Consider the following 17,904-nt stretch of genomic DNA (forward strand, 5'->3'; position numbering starts at 1 on the left):
AATTATTTTCTCTGTTGATTGCGAGATGAGCATATGCCAACAATATTCGCCAGAGAAATATCCAAATCTTGAAAATAATTTCAACAACGGACCTGAATCATGCGCGACCCATTCAAAAACCCTTTTCCCGAAACAGACGTCGCCCGCCACTCCATCTGGGACATGCTGGTAACGCGGGATATCGACGCCTTCCTCACTGCCGACTGGTCGAAAGTCGCGGATGATTTCGTAAAGGACGGCTTTCTCGGCATCAACGCCAACCGGGATGCAAACCCGGACAACTGGCGCCTGTCCTTCCCCTCGCTTGACGCCTATCGCGACGAATGGCTGCGACAGGCGCAGGATTTCCAGACCCAGCAATTCGCTGAAGACCCGCGCAATGCGATCTTCACCACCACCACGCTGGAAGAAATCGAAGTGGAAGGTGAGACCGCGCTGGTTCGCAAGAAGTTCGACGGCGGGCTTCGCAAGGCCGACGGCAGCTTCGACGTCATGAAATGGCAGACGCTCTATTATTGCCGACTGCATGAGGGCCGCTGGAAAATCAGCGGTTTCACCGGATACATGCCCAATCCCATGCCGTGATCCAGCGGACCTGCCAGACCGTTTTGAACGCCGGGCCGAAAGCCCGGCGTTGCTTTTTCGTCTGGAAGACGAAGACCGCTGAAAACCGATAGCGTCGCAGAAAACCGGGCATGGCGAGACAGATTTCATGGCCCGGTTCCCGCCTTTATTGTATCAGTTTGAGGACAGAAAGATCGACACGCCGTTCGAGCGATGTGCCGCTTTCATCAAACAGATGGCAATCCGACGCCTTGATACCGGTGACGATGGTTTCATCGACGACAACAGGCGCAGAACCGGAAAGAAGCGCGCAATAATTTTCACCCGTGGGCGCGACGCCATAAGCGATCGTATTCACACCCAGCCGCTCGATAACGCTGGGCGCGACCTTGATATTCAGGTCGGCCGTTTCGAGACCGGTGTGTTCCGGGCGAATGCCGAGCGTCAGTTGCGTGCCTTCAAGACCGGCGCGCGGCTCCACCGGCACGGTGATTGTCTGGCCCTCATACTCCACGGTCACACCATCGGCGCTGACGGATTTGCAGGTGACCTTCAGGAAATTCATTTTCGGATTGCCGATGAAACCGGCGACGAACAGGTTTGCGGGCTTGTGGTAAAGTTCCAGCGGCGCCCCGACCTGGGAGATTTCGCCCGCATTCAGCACCACGATGCGGTCGGCCATGGTCATGGCTTCCACCTGGTCATGCGTCACGTAGATCATCGTCGCCTTCAGCGTCCGATGCAGATTGGTGAGCTCGATACGCATGTCGGCGCGAAGTGCGGCGTCAAGGTTGGAAAGCGGCTCGTCGAACAGGAAGATCTTCGGCTCGCGAACGATGGCGCGGCCGATCGCTACACGCTGGCGCTGGCCGCCGGACAACATGCCGGGACGCTGCTGCAGGCGCTGGTCGAGTTGCAGGATCTTGGCGACGGCCTCGACCTTTTCCTTGATCTTGCCCTCTTCCATCTTTTCGACGCGGAGGGGAAAAGCGATGTTTTCAAAAACCGTCATATGCGGATAGAGCGCATAGGACTGGAACACCATGGCGATGCCGCGTCTAACCGGCGGCAAGTCATTGACCTTCACGCCGTTGATAACGATGTCGCCGGCGGAAATATCCTCAAGGCCGGCGATCATGCGCAGCAATGTGGATTTACCGCATCCCGAGGGGCCGACAAAAACGACGAACTCGCCATCCCTGATGTCGAGCTGAACGCCCTTGATGACTTCGAAATGTCCATAGTTCTTGCGGACGTTGTTGAGATAAAGCTGACCCAAAACTTGCCTCTCCCGTCACCAGCCGACATCAGGCTGCGTTCAGAGACGTTCCGCGACACGGGAAAATCGCGCCTTATCGGAACCGTTAAAACACACGAGAAGCTCCTGCCGTCATAGCGGCGGGTATTCTCGCAACGAATTATGAGGTTGCGGGCGACCTGCGCCCGCAACCGTATAAATGTGGATTACTTGTACTGCTCGAGAGCGGCAGATGCCTTCTTTGCGGCATCTTCCGGTGTCGCCTTGCCGGTAACGACAGACTGCACCATCTCAATCATCGTGTCCTGGAAGCCCTTGTAGTCAGTGAAGAGCGGCTCGGGACCGCCATAGGCGATACCGTCGATCAGGGGCTTCCAGAAGGGGTCCTTGGCGATGAACTCATCAACCTTCGGCGACGGACGAAGCGGGGTCAGGCCAGCGCCGCCCTGCAGTTCGTATTCGCCCTGCGGGCCGGGAGAAGTGATGAACTTGGCGAATTCGGTCGCCTTTTCTTCGACACCGGTTCCCTTGAAGATCGCGAGGCTGTCGGTGATGAGCAGCGTGCCGGGACCCTTGGCTTCAGGGCCGAGCGGCAGGGTTGCGATACCCCAGTTGATCTTGGTTTCCTGCAGGCGGGTTGCAGCACCCGATCCCGCCTGGATCATGCCAACCTTGCCATCGAGGAAGATGGCGCGGATTTCGTTCTGCTCGTAGGCCGTCGGACCTTCGACGGAGTAAGGCGTGATGTCCTTGTAGGCCTTCAGAGCTGCAAGAACCTGCGGGCTGTCGACGGTGATCTTGTCGCCGTCGATGACCTTGCCGTTATTGGTGTAAACCCAGTGCATGAACTGGTGCATGGTGTTGTCGAAGGTCTTTGCGGGCAGGCCATAACCGGCGACGCCGGTCTTTTCCTTGATCTGCTTGGCAAAGGCGATCTCTTCAGCCCAGGTCTTCGGCGGCACTTCCGGATCGAGACCGGCCTGCTTGAAGAGGTCCTTGTTCCAATAGAGCGCCTTGGTCGAGAAGGCGACGGGCACGCCCCACTGCGTATCCTCGAAGGTAACCGTGTCGACGATGTTAGGATAATAGGTCTTCTTTTCGTCTTCGGTCATCGGCACCGGAACGATGAGGTCGTTCTGTGCGAACTGCTTCAGCGTGCGCGAACCGACATAGGCCATGGCGACCGGAGTGCCGGCGGCTGCGAGAGTCGTTGCCTTGTCCTGGCACTGCGCCCAGCCGACGACTTCCGGAACGACCTTCCAGCCGGCATTCTTGCCTTCCCATTCCTTGATGTATTTTTCATGGATGGGGTCCATCTTGTCGCCGCAATAGATCCAGCTGATCTCCTTGTCGGCGGCGTGTGCCGCCACCGTGCCAAGGGCAGTGGAACCGGCAAATGCGAAGGCGCAAAGCGCCAATCCGTAATGTTTCAGTGCCATAGATAGTCTCCCGTTTTCTGGTGGTCGTTCCTATTGTTGATTATTTCACCGCGCCTGCGGTAAGCCCGCTGACGAGATAGCGTTGCATGAAGAAGATGACGACCATGGCCGGCGCAATGCCGACGAAGCTGGCCGCCATCAACTCATTCCAGACGACTTCCTGACGACCGAAATAGGCAAACAGGCCGATGGGCAGCGGCATATATTCGGTCTTGGAATTGAAGGTGAGCGCGAAGATGAACTGCTGCGCATAAGCACCGATGAAGGTGGTGATGGAGACGACGGCGATGCCAGGCATAGCAAGCGGCAGGATCACCCGGCGGAAGGTATAGAAATAGCTCGCGCCGTCCACATAGGCCGCCTCTTCCAGTTCGCGCGGAATACGCAGCATGTAGGTTCGTAAAAGCCAGATGGCAGTGGGGATCAAAAAGGCGGCGCCGGGAATGATCATCGCCAGATAGGTGTTCAGCACGCCCATATTGCGCATCAGCCGGTAAAGCGGGATCAGAAGCACCGCACCGGAGAACATGTTGATCGCCAGAAACGCGCCGAGCAATTGTCCGCGACCGCGAAACTGGAACCGCGCGAAAGCATAGGACGCCGGCACCACCAGAAGCAGAACGATGATCGTCGATATCGTCGAGATAAAGAAGGAGTTGAAGACGTAGCGGGCAAAGCCGGGAACGCTGACCCACATGGTCCGATAAGCTTCGAAGGAGCCGTTTTCTGGCCAAAACTTATACGGTGACGAAAAAAGCAGGCTGAGCGGTTTCAGCGAAACCAGAAACCCTTCGACAAACGGCGCCAGCACGAAGGTCAGGAATACGGCGATGCCGCAATAAATCCCGACGATCTCATACCATCTGTAACGGTTGATCATCGCATTTTTGTCGGTCATCGGCTGGTCTCCTGCGAGATACGGCTGGTGATGCGGAAGTAGAAGTAGGTGAATATGGACAGGAAGATGCAGATCAGCACTGCACGCGCTGCGCCCTCACCGTATTTGTAGGAACCGATTGCCGTCTTGTAGGTGTCGATGATCATGGTCGTCGTCTGGCCCGTCGGTCCGCCCTGTGTCAGGATCCAGATGATGTCGAAGGAATTGAAGGTCGAAATCAGCGAGATCATCGACATGGTAATCATGGCCGGCAGCATCAGCGGCAACGTGATGCGGCGGAAGCGGTAGGTGCGGCTGGCGCCGTCGGTCCAGGCTGCCTCGTAAAGATCCTGCGGAATGGCCTGAATTGCCGCCAGCAGATAAAGCGTCACCATCGGCACGCCGATCCATACGTCGGTGATGATGGTCGCCCAGAAAGCCGTGCTGCCATAGGCGAGGAAGGCGACTGGACCGTCCACCAGGCCAAGGTTCTGGAGAACACCGGAAATCATGCCGAACTGGCCGTTATACATCCAGCCCCACATGAAGATGCCGATAGCCATCGGCACGATCCATGGCGGCATCGTCAGGATGCGAAACAGGGCCCGACCGGGAACGGCCGAATTCAGCAACACCGCACCGAAGGTGCCGATGATCATCTTTATCGAGACGGAAAAGAACGTCCAGATAAAGGTCCGCGTGATGACCCCGGCGAAAGTCTCGTTGAAGATCTTCTCGTAATTGATGAAACCCACCCAGTTCGTCGTCTTTTTCAACGACGCGTCCGTGAAGGACAGGATGAAGGTATCGACGAGCGGATAAGCAACAATAACAGTGATGTATAAAAGCGCCGGCAAAAGAAGAAGCCAGGCAAAGATGACCGCGCTGCGTTTCGCATCCATCGCAGCGCCCCCTTAAGCCGATTTCACGGCGGGCGACTTCAACTGCCCGTGGAGTGCCAGATCATATTCCTCCCACACCGGCTTGAGATCGACCACCTTGCGGCCATGGCGCGCCTCGTCCATGGCGAGCGCCAGAATACCGGCCTCGATCGCATCGAGCGCGGAAACCGGCAGGGGCGTCCCCTTGACGACATGGTTGATCACGTCCTCGGCCATCTGCTCATCAGCGCCATAATGCTGGGAGAGCACGGTTGCCGCCGAATAGGTCTTGGCAACGGTCTTTTCGTTGGTGCGGGCATTGTGCACGTTCAGGAAGCCGCGCACGAAATCGCCCTCGGCCATGCCCTTGGCGCCGATGACGCAGAAACGGCGGAAATCGTCGGGAACGTTCAGATTGGTATGGAAGGCGAGCGATGCGCCATTTTCATATTCGACGATCGCGGTCTGGTAGTCGATGATATCGCCGTCGCTGTCGAAAACCTTGTCGGAACCCATCCAGCCGCTCGGCTTGCGATGGTAGACTTCCATGTCGTTGATGCCGTCATTTTGCGGAGCATTTGCAGGCGTGAAGCTCTTGCGCCCGCCAAAGCTCGACACGAAACGCGGCCGGGCACCCACCACGCCATTATAGAGATCGAGGTCGTGGCAGCATTTTTCCAGCATGAAGGAGCCGGAATAGTTCTCGTAACGCCGCCAGTCGCGCATGAAGAACGCGCCATGATAGGGCGGGATATGTTCCGAAGCCTCGATGGAGACGACGTCACCCAGCTTGCCTTCGGCCTGCGCGGCGCGCAGATCGCGGTAAAGCGGCGAGTAACGCAGGACCAGACCGACCAGCAGCCGCTCATGTCCATGCTTGTTGAGCAACCGGGCGAGTTCGAGGCTTTCCTCGATGCTGACGACGATGGGTTTTTCCGAGAAGATGGTGCAACCGGCTTCAAGCCCGATGCGGATATGCTCCAGATGCATATGGTTCGGTGAGCCGATCATCAAAAGGTCGAATGTCTCGCCGGCAATCAGCGCCTCGGGGCTGTCATAGGCCTTGCCAGCCGAAATGCCCTTTTCCTCAAGACCCGGCAGACCGGCCGGGGCAGGATCGACATAACCGACGATCTCGAAATCCTTGTCGATCTCGTGAAAAACGTAGCCCAGATAACCGAGACGGAATCCGAGTCCGATAATTCCCACCTTCATGAACTTTGTTCCCTGTTCATTCGTAATTCATTTTCGCAGAGGCAACCATTTCTGTGCTGGTTATCCTGATATCTGCGATAATTTTCCGCCACGATGAAATTAATTTTCATAACGGTCAAGTTAAATTCGATCTCGCAAATCCTAGTGAGGACCGGAGACCGATTTCCCCAGCGGAGACAGGCGCAAGATAGAGCGCCGTCAGCCACTGATACAAAAACAATACCAAAAAAATGCCAATCGTCTATAGCAATTCCAATTGCCGGAAATTTTTTTTGGTTAATGCAGAAATTTCAAGCAAGAGGCCTTATTATTCGGCAAATGATCGAAAAAACCACCGATTAATCGTACAAATCCACTAATGGTTCTATTTTGGTATTGCCGATTGTGACGCATATGGTATAGCCGGAATTCGCCACATCGATTGTGACAGAGGTTATGGATGAACGGGGCAGCGCTTAATCTGGACGACCTGCAATCGGGAGGCGGCGGCCCGCTTTACCTGAAACTGCGTCAGACGATTGAAGACGCCATCAATGGCGGCCGCCTCAAACATGGCGATGCCCTGCCGCCCGAGCGCGACATTGCCGAAAGCGCCTGCGTCAGCCGCGTCACGGTGCGCAAGGCTGTGGACGATCTCGTTCGCGACGGACTTCTCGTGCGCAGGCATGGGTCGGGCACCTTTGTCGTCAAACCGATCACCCGTATGCAGCAGCCGTTGACCAAGCTTACCTCGTTTACAGAGGATATGCGCCGCCGGGGAATGGTGGCGAGCACGCGCTGGCTTGAAAGAGGCCTGTTTTACCCGACCGGTGACGAGATGATGGCTCTCGGCCTTTCCCAATCCGCCATGGTTGCCCGGTTGACGCGACTGCGCCTTGCCAACGACCAGCCGATCGCACTCGAAGTCACGAGCCTGCCGGGCGATATTCTGCCGGACCCACAGCTGGTGGAAAACTCGCTTTATCAGGAGCTTGCGAAAAGCGATATTCGCCCCGTCCGCGCCATCCAGCGCATCTCTGCGCGCAACCTTACGGATGAGGAAACGATGCTGCTTGGGGTTCCCCCCGGGTCTGCTGCACTTTCCGTCCAGCGCATGGCCTATCTCGAAAGCGGCCGCCTCATGGAAATATCGCGCGCCCTTTATCGCAGCGACGCCTACGACCTCGTCGCCGAACTGACGATGACCTCCGACTGAAACACATCGACCAAGGACAGAAAACGATGACAACCCTGATGCGCCAGGAAATCAACGAGATTCCCGATGCCGTCGCCCGTCTGCTGGACAATACTAGTGCCGACTTCCGGCAGGCCGGAGACAAGCTGAAAGCCCGTGACCCGGCCGTTATCGTCACCATTGCGCGCGGATCGTCCGATCACGCCGCGCATTTCCTGAAATATGCGATCGAGTTACAGACGGGGCTTCCGGTCGCCTCGCTCGGCCCTTCGCTCGCCTCGATCTACCAGACGAAACTGCGGCTGGAACGGGCTGCGGCCTTCGCCGTATCGCAATCGGGCAAAAGCCCTGACATCGTCGCTTTGGCGGAAAGTGCCCGCAAGGGCGGAGCGCTTACCTTCTCCCTCGTGAACACCCTGCCCTCCCCCCTTGGAGACGCAGCCAATCACGCCATCGACATCCAGGCGGGACCGGAAAAGGCAGTTGCCGCAACCAAGTCCTTCGTCAACTCCATTGTCGCCGGTTTGGCCATCCTTGCCGAATGGACGGAAGACAGCCTGCTCGCGAAGGCCGTCAGCACCCTGCCGCAGAATTTCGCCAAGGCGATCGCACTTGACTGGAGCCATATTGGCGAGGCTGTGAAGGGTGAGGATTCACTTTATATGCTGGGCCGCGGCCCCGCCCTTGCGATTGCCGCGGAAGCCGCGCTGAAATGCAAGGAAACCTGCGAGCTGCACGCGGAAGCCTATTCGTCGGCAGAAGTCATGCACGGCCCGGTTTCGCTGGTCGCACCGAAATTTCCGGTAATCGCCTTTGCCGCGCGCGACCGCGCCGAGACCTCCGTTACGGATATTGCCGCAAGCCTTGCCCACAAAGGCGCCAATGTTTTCGTCACATCTGCCAAGGGTAGCCCGGCCAAGCCCTTGCCCTTCGTGGAAACCAACCATCCCCTGACCGATGCATTGCTGCTTATCGCACCGTTTTACGGCTTCATCGAGCAATTGTCGCGCGCAAGAGGCTTCAACCCGGATGCTCCCGTGGCATTGAAGAAGGTGACTGAAACCCAATGAGCGGCATAAAGGCATTTGTCGGCGCCCGCATTTTCGATGGCGCCGAATGGCATGATGACAAGGTGCTCCTGATCCGCGAAGGGCGCGTTGCCGCTGTCCTGGACAGCGTGCCTGCCGACGCCGAAGTGATCGATACAGATGGGCTGTTGATCGCGCCGGGCTTCATCGACCTTCAGATCAATGGCGGTGGCGGCGTCATGTTCAACAACCAGCCGGATGTGGCTGGCATTGCCCGCATCTGCTCCGCCCACGCCCAGTTCGGCACGACGGCTTTGATGGTGACGCTCATCACCGACCGGTCGGACGTGACGTTCAGGGCGGCGCAGGCGGGGATTGCCGCGGGCAAGGAGCATGTGCCCGGTTTCCTCGGCCTGCATTTCGAGGGGCCGCATCTTTCTGTCGCGCGCAAGGGCACGCATGATCCGGCGTTGATCCGCAAGATGGAGACGGACGACCTCGCGGTCCTGACCGGCTGCAAGGCGGAACTCCCCTTCGTGCTGACAACTATTGCCCCGGAAAATGTTACTGTCGAGCAGGTTGCAGCACTCAGCGACGCCGGCATCGTCGTCAGCCTCGGCCATACCGACACCGGTCTCGATGTTGCGACGGCCTATGCTGATGCAGGCGCATCCATGGTAACGCATCTCTTCAATGCCATGAGCCCGCTTGGCCACCGCGAGCCGGGGCTGGTCGGGGCCGCACTTTCGAACGGCAAGTTGCATTGCGGGCTTATAGCCGACGGATTCCATGTCGATCCGGCCGCAATCGGCATTGCGCTGCGCGCCAAGAATGGCCCGGCCCGCATCTTCCTTGTCACCGACGCCATGTCCACCATCGGCACGGATGATGACGGTTTCGAACTGAACGGCCGGCGCGTCTATCGCAACGGTGGACGGCTAACATTGGCCGACGGCACGCTGGCGGGAGCGGATATAGACATGCTCTCCTGCATCCGCTTCATGCGTGAGAAGATGGAAATGCCGCTGGAAGAAGCTTTGCGAATGGCATCCGCCTATCCGGCGCAGGCAATCGGCGCCTCCGGCAAGGGAAAACTCCTGCCCGGTTTCGATGCTGATTTCGTGATGCTGACACCAGACCTCCAGATGCATTCAACATGGATTAGCGGAGAAAAAATCTACGATGCCACACATTCCGGAGTCTAAACCATGATCGTTTGTTTCGATATCGGCGGAACGACCATCAAGGGCGCGATTGCCCATGCCCCGGACGATATTCGCCCCGTACCGCGTATACCAACGCCCAAAACCAGCTTCGAAGACTTCGCTGCCGGCTTGAAATCCGTCATCGACAACAGCGGCGGCACACCCGACTGCGTATCACTGTCGATCGCGGGCGTCATCGATCTTGATACGGGAAAGGCGACAGTCGCCAATATTCCCAGCATTCACCGCAGAACGTTAAAAGACGATCTGGAAAAAGCCCTGGACCTTCCCGTTATCGTTTCGAACGATGCGGATTGTTTCGTGATCGCCGAATCGGAAATCGGCTCCGGACAAGGACATCGCGTCGTCTTCGGCGTTATCCTTGGAACAGGTGTCGGCGGCGGGCTGGTGATTGACGGCAAGCTCATCAACAGCGACGGCGGCTTTGCCGGCGAATGGGGACATGGGCCAGTGGCCGCGACATTGGCCGGCAATCCACCGGTATCGCTGCCGCGATTCGAATGCGGTTGCGGCCTCACCGGCTGTGTCGACGCGATCGGCAGCGCGCGCGGCATGGAAAAGCTGCATCTGCATCTTCACGGGCAGGATATGACCAGTGAGGATATTATTGCCGCCTGGCAGGCAGGCGATGCGCAAGCCGCAAGAACCATCGATGTACTCATCGATATTCTCGCCTCGCCGCTGGCGATGGTGATCAATGTCACCGGCGCAACCATCGTGCCCGTCGGCGGCGGGCTTTCGAATTCAAGGGAACTCGTGACAGCTCTGGACGAAGCCGTCAGGGGCCGCATTCTCAGGCGCTTCGACAGGCCGCTCGTCGTGCCCGCCATTTGCCGGATCGAGCCGGGGCTGATTGGTTCCGCCGTTATCGGGCTGAAATATGCGAAGGAAATCGTGAACGCGGCTTAAGCCGCGTCACACCGTCTCGATCTTTTCCCGACGAAAGCCCAACCCCACCAGCCTGCCGGTCAGATGGGCAAAAAGTGGAAACCGCATGATCGCCCTAACGATGGCGGGTGGGCCTTTCGGCTTTTCCGCCGTTTCCGTCTGCTCTTTCTTGCGACCGACACGCATCATCCGCTGCAAGAATTGCGTGGCCTTGGTTGGAAAGGATCGCCGTTTCTCTATGGCGGCGAGGTCATCATCGGCAATGGTCCGGCCGGATGTGAATACCGGCACCAGAACATTGGCCGCAGCAACCGCATCCTGAATGGCAAGATTGATGCCGACACCGCCGACGGGCGACATGGCATGGGCCGCATCGCCGATGCAGATCAGGCCGGGCTTCCACCAGCGCTTCAACCGATCGATACGGACGGTGAGCAGATGCACGTCATCCCAGCTCGTAATTTCGTCGAGCCTCTCACGCGGGAAAGGGCAGATTTCCGCAACCCGGTTCCTGAAGGCTTCAAGTCCCTCAATTTTCATGTCAGCGAAAAAGCCCTTGCGCACCACGTACCCGCATTGCCAGTAGTCACCGCGGTTGATCATCACGAAACCCTGCCGCGAACCCGCATGGCCCATGGTGTCGGCCGGATCACCCGGCTGTCTCGAAAGGCGCATCCAAAGCACCTCGGTCGGGATGCCGAAGCGCTGTACTTCAAGCCCCGCCGCCTCGCGGACGATGGAGTTGCGGCCATCCGCGCCCACCACCAGATCAGCGGCGATCTCGATTGCGCCTTCCGGCGTATTGACCATGAGGCCACCAACACGCCCGTCGCGCTCGATCAGGCCGGTTACCGGCGCATTCATCAGCAGCCGGAAATTCTCATATTGCCCGGCCTTGCCGACGATGAAATTGAGAAAATCCCATTGCGGCATGAAGGCAATGAAACGATGATGGACCGGCAGCCGCGAAAAATCCGCGATCGTGATACGCTCGCCGCCGATGACTGCGTTCAGCCGAGGCGCACGCGTATGCGGGAGGCTCAGGAACTCCTCGGCGAAACCCAGCTGCTCCATCAGTTCAAGCGTGGAGGGGTGAATGGTGTCGCCGCGAAAATCGCGCAGAAAATCCCCATGTTTCTCGACAACCGTTACGTCTATACCGCTGCGGGCAAGCAAAAGGCCGAGCATCAGGCCGGCCGGCCCGCCACCGGCCACGACAACGGACGTGCGGATGTGCTGAACGGCCCTGCCGTCATTCTTCGGCACGACTTTCGCTTCTTCCATCACCGCCCCCCTGTCCGTTAAACGTCTCTACCGTGCATCCGCCGCCGGCAGGTTTGCATTTTTCGGCTGTGGCCAACCATGTGCATCGAAACGGAAAAGCATTTCGGACCGGGCAAAGATAAAGGCGAAGGCCATGGCCGTCCACATGCCAAGCAACAGCCCGGCGGCCACATCGCTTGGATAATGCGCGCCGACGATGACGCGTGAAACACCAATGACAAGCGCAAGTAGCAGGAACGCCCAGCGGAAGCGCGGCATCAGCATGGCGAAAACACCGAAAAACGCTCCGGCAGCCGTCGAATGGCCTGACGGGAAGCTCTCATAAAGGTTGTCACCGGTAAAAGGCGTGAGGCTATAGGCACCCATTTCCAGAAAAAGCTCCGGCCGCGCCCGCCCGATCAGGAATTTCAGCGTGTGGACCAATATGCTCGCCGTTCCGATCGTCAGGAAGAAGTAAGCGAGAAGCCGCCATGCCGTCCTCAGCCGGCCGGCATAGGTCCGCGCCTGCAGGACACGCGCGCCGACATAGGCGAGGATGGCAAGAGCGCCGGTGGAATAAAGCATCCAGCTGAACGTACCAAAATCGGTAATGGAGCGATTGAAGGAAACAATCCTTCCCGGCAGGGCTTGAGCATGTTCCGAAAGGCGTGGGTCGAAAGGAATAAAGACCAGAACCAGCACAAGGCTTGCCGCAAAAATCCAACCGCTGGAAACCAGAAAACGTCGCATCAATATTCTCTCATCGTTTTTCTTGCATATGGCTTTGCCATCCGCAAAAACAATAGCCCGGCTGTGTCCTTGTTATGACGGGTTTTCACGAGTAGAGGCTAGTGCATGTCGCCAGAAACTATGCATCGGTTTCGGGCAACCGGAAACGACCGACGGACGGAAGATGACAGATACCAGTGAAATGCCACGCAGGCTGACGATATTGGGTTCGACGGGTTCGATCGGTACGAACACACTGGATGTCGTCCGTCAGCTGGGTGGTCGCAGACAATTCGAGGTTTTGGCGCTCACCGGCGCCGGAAACATCGATCTTCTGGCGCAACAGGCGCGTGAATTCGGCGCGCAGCTTGCGGTAACCGCCGAGGACGGCAAATACGAAGCGCTGAAAGCGGCCCTTGCCGGCACCGGCATTGAGGTTGCGGCGGGCAAATCCGGCCTCGAAGAAGCGGCCTCGATGGAGGCCGGCTGGGTAATGGCAGCGATTGCCGGAACACCTGGTCTTGCCCCGACATTGACAGCCGCACGGCGCGGCGCAGACATAGCGCTTGCCAACAAGGAATGCCTCGTTTCCGCAGGCGATGTTTTCCTGCGCACGGTCAAACAGGGCGGCGGCAGGTTGATCCCGGTCGACAGCGAACATAGCGCGATCTTCCAGTGCCTGACGGGCGATCACAAACAGGCCGTGGAGCGCATCGTACTCACTGCATCCGGGGGACCCTTTCGCACCTGGTCGCGTGAGCAGATGGCCAATGTCACGGCAGATATCGCCCGTGCCCATCCCAACTGGTCTATGGGGTTGAAGGTATCGATCGGCAGCGCCTCCATGTTCAATAAGGGACTGGAAATGATCGAAGCGAAATATCTCTTCGATCTCAAGCCCGAGCAGGTGGAGGTGATCGTCCATCCGCAGTCGATCATACATTCGATGGTGGGTTACACGGATGGCTCCTATATCGCCCAGCTCGGCTCGCCCGATATGCGCACCGCCATCTCTTATGCCCTCACCTATCCTGAGCGCGGCAATCTCAATGTCGAGCGCCTGGATTTTGCCAAGCTGGCGCGGCTCGATTTCGAAGCGCCTGATGAGGCCAGGTTTCCGGCGCTTCGACTGGCGCGCACGGCGCTGGAGCGCGGAGGCTTGCAGGGCGCGGCCCTGAATGCCGCCGAAGAAACCGCCTTTCACGCCTTCGTCGAAGGCGGCATCGGTTTTCTCGATATGGCCGAAATCGTCGAAACGGTCATGGACCGCATGCATGACGGCCGATCAGCCAACAGCATTGAAGACGTATTTTCGGCGGACGGGGAAGCCCGCAATCACGCGCGGGAACTGATTGCCAGCAAAGAAAAGGCCGCGTAAACGCGGCCAGATTTTCTCTTGTTTGAACTGCGGCCTTAAGCCACCGCACGCGCCAGCGCACAATGTGACCAGAGCTGGTGCAACGCGCCCACCAACTGTTCGATGTCGGCATCGGTGTGCAGCGGTGTCGGCGTGATGCGCAGACGCTCGGTCTTGCGCGGCACGGTTGGATAATTGATCGGCTGCACATAGACGCCGTGATTGTCGAGCAGGATATCCGAAATCCATTTGCACTTGGCGGCATCGCCCACCATGACCGGTACGATATGGCTGGGATTGTCCATGTGCGGAATGCCGCGTGCATCCAGAAGCCCCCGCAGCTTGCGCACCCGGTCCTGATGGCGGGCGCGCTCAAAGGGGCTTGCCTTCAGATGCTGGATCGAGGCGATTGCGCCGGCAGCGAGCGACGGCGGCAGGGCCGTCGTGAAGATGAAACCGGAGGCGAAAGAACGGATAAAATCACAGACCGCCGTGGACCCGGCAATATAACCGCCCATCACGCCGAAAGCCTTGCCGAGCGTTCCTTCGATGATCGTCAGGCGATCCATCAGGCCTTCGCGCTCGGCAATGCCGCCGCCGCGCGGTCCGTACATGCCAACGGCATGGACTTCGTCGAGATAGGTCATGGCGCCATAACGATCGGCAAGATCGCAGATTTCCTTGATAGGGGCGATATCGCCATCCATCGAATAGACGGATTCAAAGGCGATGAGCTTCGGCGCGCTTGGATCGGCTGCCTTGAGCTTCGCCTCGAGATCTTCGAGATCATTGTGTTTCCAGATCACCCGCTCGCAACGGCCGTAACGGATGCCTTCGATCATCGAGGCATGGTTGAGCGCATCGGAGAAAATGATGAGGCCCGGAATTTTCTGGCCAAGTGTGCCGAGTGTCGCCCAGTTGGAAACGTAACCCGACGTGAAGATCAGCGCCGATTCCTTGCCGTGCAGATCGGCAAGTTCCTGTTCCAGCAGGACGTGATGATGGTTGGTCCCAGAAATGTTCCGGGTGCCTCCCGCACCCGCGCCACAGTGATCGATGGCGGCTTTCATGGCTTCGATGACTTTGGGGTTCTGGCCCATGCCCAGATAATCGTTGGAACACCAGACGGTTACGTCCTTGCGCTCGCCATTGGCGTTGTACCGTGTCGCGCGGGGAAAATTGCCCTGCTGGCGTTCGATATCCGCAAAAACGCGATAGCGTCCCTCAGAATGCAGGCTCTGCAGTTCCGTCGTAAAAAATGCCTCGAAGTCCATGCCATGCTCCAGAATTGACCAGATCGTTTTCTGCCTCGACACCGGGACCGTCAACCCTTGCGAGCTGCTTTAACCACGTCTGCGTCAATTCGCCGTTGTTTTGAACCATTCCAATAAACCGTTTATAGACGCCGATGAAAAGTACAAAATTGATTCACATCAAAAAACCCGGAAATTTGGAACCTTTTTCAAACGGCGCCGTTGTTTGGGACGCAATCGATTTACGCGCGGAAGAACGCCTGAAAGAGGAGGCTTCCCTAAACGGTATCGAATTGTTAGTTATCTGTGGCGGTCGGAGGTAGCAGTCGCCGCAGATAAATATGGGACGCCTACCGAGCCGAAGAGCTCATTGTAACGTTGGAGAGAGTTTCATGAAAAAGGCAATCATATTTGCGCTGGTCGGCCTGTCGCTTGCAAGCTGCACGCAGACTGAAAAGGGTGCTTCGATCGGTGCCGTTTCCGGTGCGGTCCTGGGCGGCGCTATCACGGGCAACGTTCGTGGCGCGGCAGTAGGCGCGGCGATCGGTGGCGTTGGCGGCGCGTTGATCGGCAATGCATCCGAACCTGGCTATTGCTATTATCGCGACCAGTACGGTCAGCGTTACACGGCGCGTTGCCGTTAATAGCTGCACGAGATACCGTTGCACAGAAGCCCCGGTCATCCGGGGCTTTTTGCGTTAAGGCGGGCAAAACACAGTCCGAAGGGTCCTCAACGCCGTTTATTTATGATTAAACTGCACTGTTAACGGACAGGAAACGGGTCAGAGCCATAATAAATGCTCAACCATAAAGCAGCTTATGCGAAGAACACGGACTAACCCGAAGACAGGTATTGCGTATCGGAAAGCTGGCACCGCTCTTGCGGTTGCCGTCACGTTCGCCCTGTACCCGGCGTTTACTCGCGATGCTTTTGCTTTCAAGCTGTTCGGCGTGCGTCTCTGGGGTTCGGAAGAACCGGAGATCGAAGTTATAAATCCGGTCAAATATGCCGTGACGCTGAATGCTGCCGATGCAGACAAATCTCTCAAAGGCAGCCTGGAAAACAGCTCGCTTCTTCTGGCCGACAAGGACAAACCGGCCTCCGGCGATCTCGGCCTTCTGATCAAGGCGCGTGATGACAGGGACAGGCTGATCGCAGCGCTTTACGAAAACGCCCGATATGGCGGCATCGTCAAGGTCACGGTCGCCGGCAAGGATGTGGACGATCTGCCGCCCAATCCGGTGTTCGATCACTCCGCTCCGGTGCCCGTGGTCATAACCGTCACCCCCGGCCCGGTCTTCACGCTCGGCAATATCAGGCTCGAGGGCGATGTGACGGGCCGCAACCTTGAAGAATACGGTCTCGTCACCGGCGGCGAGGCCGGATCCCTGGCAATCATCCGCGCCGGCAACAAGCTGATCGATGATCTGAAAGCCGAAGGCCGCCCGCTTGCGAAGCTGACGAAACGCGAGGCCGTTGCAAACCACGCGACGAACACGGTCGACATTACCATGGCTGCCGAAGGTGGCCCCGTGGCACCCCTCGGCGCGGTCACCGTGACCGGCGAAAAAACCGTCGACGGCGACTTCATCCGCCGTTATTCGCGCCTCAATGGCGGCGAACCCTACTCCCCGGAAAAACTGCGCAAGGCCGCAGACCGGCTACGCCAGCTCGGGGTCTTTTCCAGCCTGACAATCAAGGAAGCAGGAACACTGTCACGCGATGGCTCCATTCCGCTCACCATCGAGGTGTCAGAGGGCAAGCATCGTTATTTCGGCGTCGGCGCACAATATTCCACCACGGAAGGCATTGGCCTCCAGGGGTATTGGGGCCACAGGAACCTGTTCGGGCAGGCGGAATCGCTGCGGATCGAGGGTTCGGTTTCACGCATCGCCGAAGCATCGAGCGTTGAAGGCATGGACTATTCGGCGGGCATCACCTTCACAAAGCCCGGCATGTTCAATCCGCGCACCACATTCAAGACCAGCCTGATCGCCAAGACCGAACATCCCGATACCTATGAGGCCAAGACCATAACTGGAGCCGCCGGTTTCAGTTATGAGCTGAACGACACCGATACCGCAGCAGCCGGTCTCGAGGTGCAGTGGGCAGATACCGAAGACGCATTCGGCAAGAACAAATATCTGACCACCTCCATACCGCTGGAATTCGTTCGCGATACGCGCGACGACAAGCTCAACCCCACTGAAGGCTTTCGTGCATCGGTGGCCGCCAAGCCCAGCTATGAAGCGCTGAACGGCACCTTCTTTTCCTCCTTTGAAGGCTCTATTTCGGGTTATAAGGGACTCGGCGCCGAAGATCGCTTGATCATGGCCGGAAAGCTTTCCGGCGGCGTGCTCGTCGGCGGCAGCAATCTGCAGGACATACCGACCACAAGGCGCTTTTATGCCGGCGGCGGCGGATCCGTCCGCGGCTATAGCTACCAGGAAATATCGCCCTATAATGCAGCCGGTGATGCAACTGGCGGCCGCTCTTACGTGGTTGGCTCCATCGAAGCCCGTATCAAGGTCACCGATACGATCGGAATCGTGCCCTTTATCGATGCGGGTGTGGTATCCGACAGCGTAACCCCTGATTTCTCCGATATCCGGGCTGGCGCCGGTATTGGTTTGCGTTACGCAACGCCCTTTGGGCCTTTGCGTCTTGATGTCGCCATGCCGCTTGAAAAATATGATGGTGGCAACAATTTCGGCATTTATGCTGGCATCGGCCAGTCTTTTTAAACGCCGC

The 17,904-nt window shown here is 58.0% G+C and carries 16 protein-coding genes; 8 read left to right on the plus strand and 8 right to left on the minus strand.

From position 1 onward, the window contains the following. The first annotated feature begins 99 nt into the window (after nucleotides 1-99). Nucleotides 100-585, plus strand: coding sequence for a hypothetical protein (locus tag ACQZ63_RS19970; protein WP_013636865.1), 486 nt, complete (start codon nucleotides 100-102; stop codon nucleotides 583-585). A 145-nt stretch (nucleotides 586-730) separates the two neighbouring features. On the opposite strand, the gene ACQZ63_RS19975 is transcribed toward ACQZ63_RS19970, so the two are convergent. The 5 genes from ACQZ63_RS19975 to ACQZ63_RS19995 all read right to left on the minus strand — a co-directional run bounded on the left by ACQZ63_RS19975 (nucleotide 731) and on the right by ACQZ63_RS19995 (nucleotide 6,234). Then, on the minus strand, nucleotides 731-1,843 hold the full coding sequence (locus ACQZ63_RS19975) for an ABC transporter ATP-binding protein (RefSeq protein WP_003516776.1): 1,113 nt from the start codon (nucleotides 1,841-1,843) through the stop codon (nucleotides 731-733). Nucleotides 1,844-2,028: 185 nt separating this feature from the next. After that, nucleotides 2,029-3,261, minus strand: a complete 1,233-nt coding sequence (locus tag ACQZ63_RS19980; RefSeq protein WP_003516773.1) for an extracellular solute-binding protein — start codon at nucleotides 3,259-3,261, stop codon at nucleotides 2,029-2,031. 40 nt (nucleotides 3,262-3,301) lie between these two features. Continuing rightward, entirely contained in the window at nucleotides 3,302-4,159 is an 858-nt protein-coding gene (locus ACQZ63_RS19985) for a carbohydrate ABC transporter permease (RefSeq protein ID WP_003516772.1), read from the minus strand. Beyond that, nucleotides 4,156-5,040 carry a carbohydrate ABC transporter permease gene (locus ACQZ63_RS19990; protein WP_003516771.1) on the minus strand — a complete coding sequence of 295 codons (885 nt, stop codon included), beginning with the start codon at nucleotides 5,038-5,040 and terminating at the stop codon, nucleotides 4,156-4,158. The genes ACQZ63_RS19985 and ACQZ63_RS19990 overlap by 4 nt, the downstream gene beginning before the upstream one ends. Nucleotides 5,041-5,052: 12 nt before the next feature. After that, the gene (locus tag ACQZ63_RS19995; protein WP_003516769.1) at nucleotides 5,053-6,234 is read right to left on the minus strand and encodes a Gfo/Idh/MocA family protein; all 1,182 of its coding nucleotides are present in this window, start codon (nucleotides 6,232-6,234) and stop codon (nucleotides 5,053-5,055) included. Between the two features lie 439 nt (nucleotides 6,235-6,673). Here ACQZ63_RS19995 and ACQZ63_RS20000 point away from each other — a divergent pair, with 439 nt between their 5' ends. From ACQZ63_RS20000 to ACQZ63_RS20015, 4 genes are read left to right on the plus strand one after another with little or no spacing between them, the layout of a single operon-like run. Continuing rightward, a complete protein-coding gene (locus tag ACQZ63_RS20000) occupies nucleotides 6,674-7,429 on the plus strand; it encodes a GntR family transcriptional regulator (protein WP_003516768.1) in 756 nt (251 codons plus the stop codon). A 26-nt stretch (nucleotides 7,430-7,455) separates the two neighbouring features. Continuing rightward, nucleotides 7,456-8,478 carry an SIS domain-containing protein gene (locus ACQZ63_RS20005; protein WP_003516766.1) on the plus strand — a complete coding sequence of 341 codons (1,023 nt, stop codon included), beginning with the start codon at nucleotides 7,456-7,458 and terminating at the stop codon, nucleotides 8,476-8,478. Then, nucleotides 8,475-9,641, plus strand: coding sequence for an N-acetylglucosamine-6-phosphate deacetylase (gene nagA, locus ACQZ63_RS20010; protein ID WP_113556169.1), 1,167 nt, complete (start codon nucleotides 8,475-8,477; stop codon nucleotides 9,639-9,641). The genes ACQZ63_RS20005 and nagA overlap by 4 nt, the downstream gene beginning before the upstream one ends. Nucleotides 9,642-9,644: 3 nt before the next feature. After that, nucleotides 9,645-10,571, plus strand: a complete 927-nt coding sequence (locus ACQZ63_RS20015) for an ROK family protein (protein ID WP_113556168.1) — start codon at nucleotides 9,645-9,647, stop codon at nucleotides 10,569-10,571. Nucleotides 10,572-10,577: 6 nt separating this feature from the next. On the opposite strand, the gene ACQZ63_RS20020 is transcribed toward ACQZ63_RS20015, so the two are convergent. Next, nucleotides 10,578-11,834 (minus strand): FAD-dependent oxidoreductase, encoded by a 1,257-nt coding sequence (locus tag ACQZ63_RS20020; RefSeq protein WP_113556167.1) that lies wholly within the window; start codon nucleotides 11,832-11,834, stop codon nucleotides 10,578-10,580. Nucleotides 11,835-11,861: 27 nt separating this feature from the next. After that, nucleotides 11,862-12,563, minus strand: coding sequence for a phosphatase PAP2 family protein (locus ACQZ63_RS20025; RefSeq protein WP_025594534.1), 702 nt, complete (start codon nucleotides 12,561-12,563; stop codon nucleotides 11,862-11,864). A gap of 163 nt (nucleotides 12,564-12,726) precedes the next feature. Between ACQZ63_RS20025 and dxr the strand changes: the two genes are divergently transcribed. Beyond that, a complete protein-coding gene (gene dxr / locus ACQZ63_RS20030; protein WP_065659921.1) occupies nucleotides 12,727-13,920 on the plus strand; it encodes a 1-deoxy-D-xylulose-5-phosphate reductoisomerase in 1,194 nt (397 codons plus the stop codon). A gap of 35 nt (nucleotides 13,921-13,955) precedes the next feature. Here dxr and hemA read toward each other — a convergent pair whose 3' ends face one another. Continuing rightward, nucleotides 13,956-15,173, minus strand: coding sequence for a 5-aminolevulinate synthase (hemA, locus tag ACQZ63_RS20035; RefSeq protein ID WP_003516756.1), 1,218 nt, complete (start codon nucleotides 15,171-15,173; stop codon nucleotides 13,956-13,958). 371 nt (nucleotides 15,174-15,544) lie between these two features. On the opposite strand from hemA, the gene ACQZ63_RS20040 reads away from it, so the two are divergent. Both ACQZ63_RS20040 and ACQZ63_RS20045 read left to right on the plus strand, forming a co-directional pair. After that, nucleotides 15,545-15,796: a YMGG-like glycine zipper-containing protein gene (locus tag ACQZ63_RS20040; RefSeq protein WP_003492347.1), complete on the plus strand. Its 252-nt coding sequence runs from the start codon at nucleotides 15,545-15,547 to the stop codon at nucleotides 15,794-15,796. A 175-nt stretch (nucleotides 15,797-15,971) separates the two neighbouring features. Then, on the plus strand, nucleotides 15,972-17,897 hold the full coding sequence (locus tag ACQZ63_RS20045; protein WP_065662997.1) for an autotransporter assembly complex protein TamA: 1,926 nt from the start codon (nucleotides 15,972-15,974) through the stop codon (nucleotides 17,895-17,897). The last annotated feature ends 7 nt before the right edge of the window (nucleotides 17,898-17,904 follow it).

It is taken from the genome of Agrobacterium sp. CG160-95 (assembly GCF_053521725.1).

Bases quoted from the DNA above. Each gene is read 5' to 3' on its own strand.
- ACQZ63_RS19970 (WP_013636865.1), top strand. From the start codon at position 100: ATGCGCGACCCATTCAAAAACCCTTTTCCCGAAACAGACGTCGCCCGC.
- ACQZ63_RS19980 (WP_003516773.1), bottom strand. From the start codon at position 3,261: ATGGCACTGAAACATTACGGATTGGCGCTTTGCGCCTTCGCATTTGCC.
- ACQZ63_RS19985 (WP_003516772.1), bottom strand. From the start codon at position 4,159: ATGACCGACAAAAATGCGATGATCAACCGTTACAGATGGTATGAGATC.
- ACQZ63_RS19990 (WP_003516771.1), bottom strand. From the start codon at position 5,040: ATGGATGCGAAACGCAGCGCGGTCATCTTTGCCTGGCTTCTTCTTTTG.
- ACQZ63_RS19995 (WP_003516769.1), bottom strand. From the start codon at position 6,234: ATGAAGGTGGGAATTATCGGACTCGGATTCCGTCTCGGTTATCTGGGC.
- ACQZ63_RS20000 (WP_003516768.1), top strand. From the start codon at position 6,674: ATGAACGGGGCAGCGCTTAATCTGGACGACCTGCAATCGGGAGGCGGC.
- ACQZ63_RS20005 (WP_003516766.1), top strand. From the start codon at position 7,456: ATGACAACCCTGATGCGCCAGGAAATCAACGAGATTCCCGATGCCGTC.
- nagA (WP_113556169.1), top strand. From the start codon at position 8,475: ATGAGCGGCATAAAGGCATTTGTCGGCGCCCGCATTTTCGATGGCGCC.
- ACQZ63_RS20015 (WP_113556168.1), top strand. From the start codon at position 9,645: ATGATCGTTTGTTTCGATATCGGCGGAACGACCATCAAGGGCGCGATT.
- ACQZ63_RS20020 (WP_113556167.1), bottom strand. From the start codon at position 11,834: ATGGAAGAAGCGAAAGTCGTGCCGAAGAATGACGGCAGGGCCGTTCAG.
- ACQZ63_RS20025 (WP_025594534.1), bottom strand. From the start codon at position 12,563: ATGCGACGTTTTCTGGTTTCCAGCGGTTGGATTTTTGCGGCAAGCCTT.
- dxr (WP_065659921.1), top strand. From the start codon at position 12,727: ATGACAGATACCAGTGAAATGCCACGCAGGCTGACGATATTGGGTTCG.
- hemA (WP_003516756.1), bottom strand. From the start codon at position 15,173: ATGGACTTCGAGGCATTTTTTACGACGGAACTGCAGAGCCTGCATTCT.
- ACQZ63_RS20040 (WP_003492347.1), top strand. From the start codon at position 15,545: ATGAAAAAGGCAATCATATTTGCGCTGGTCGGCCTGTCGCTTGCAAGC.
- ACQZ63_RS20045 (WP_065662997.1), top strand. From the start codon at position 15,972: ATGCGAAGAACACGGACTAACCCGAAGACAGGTATTGCGTATCGGAAA.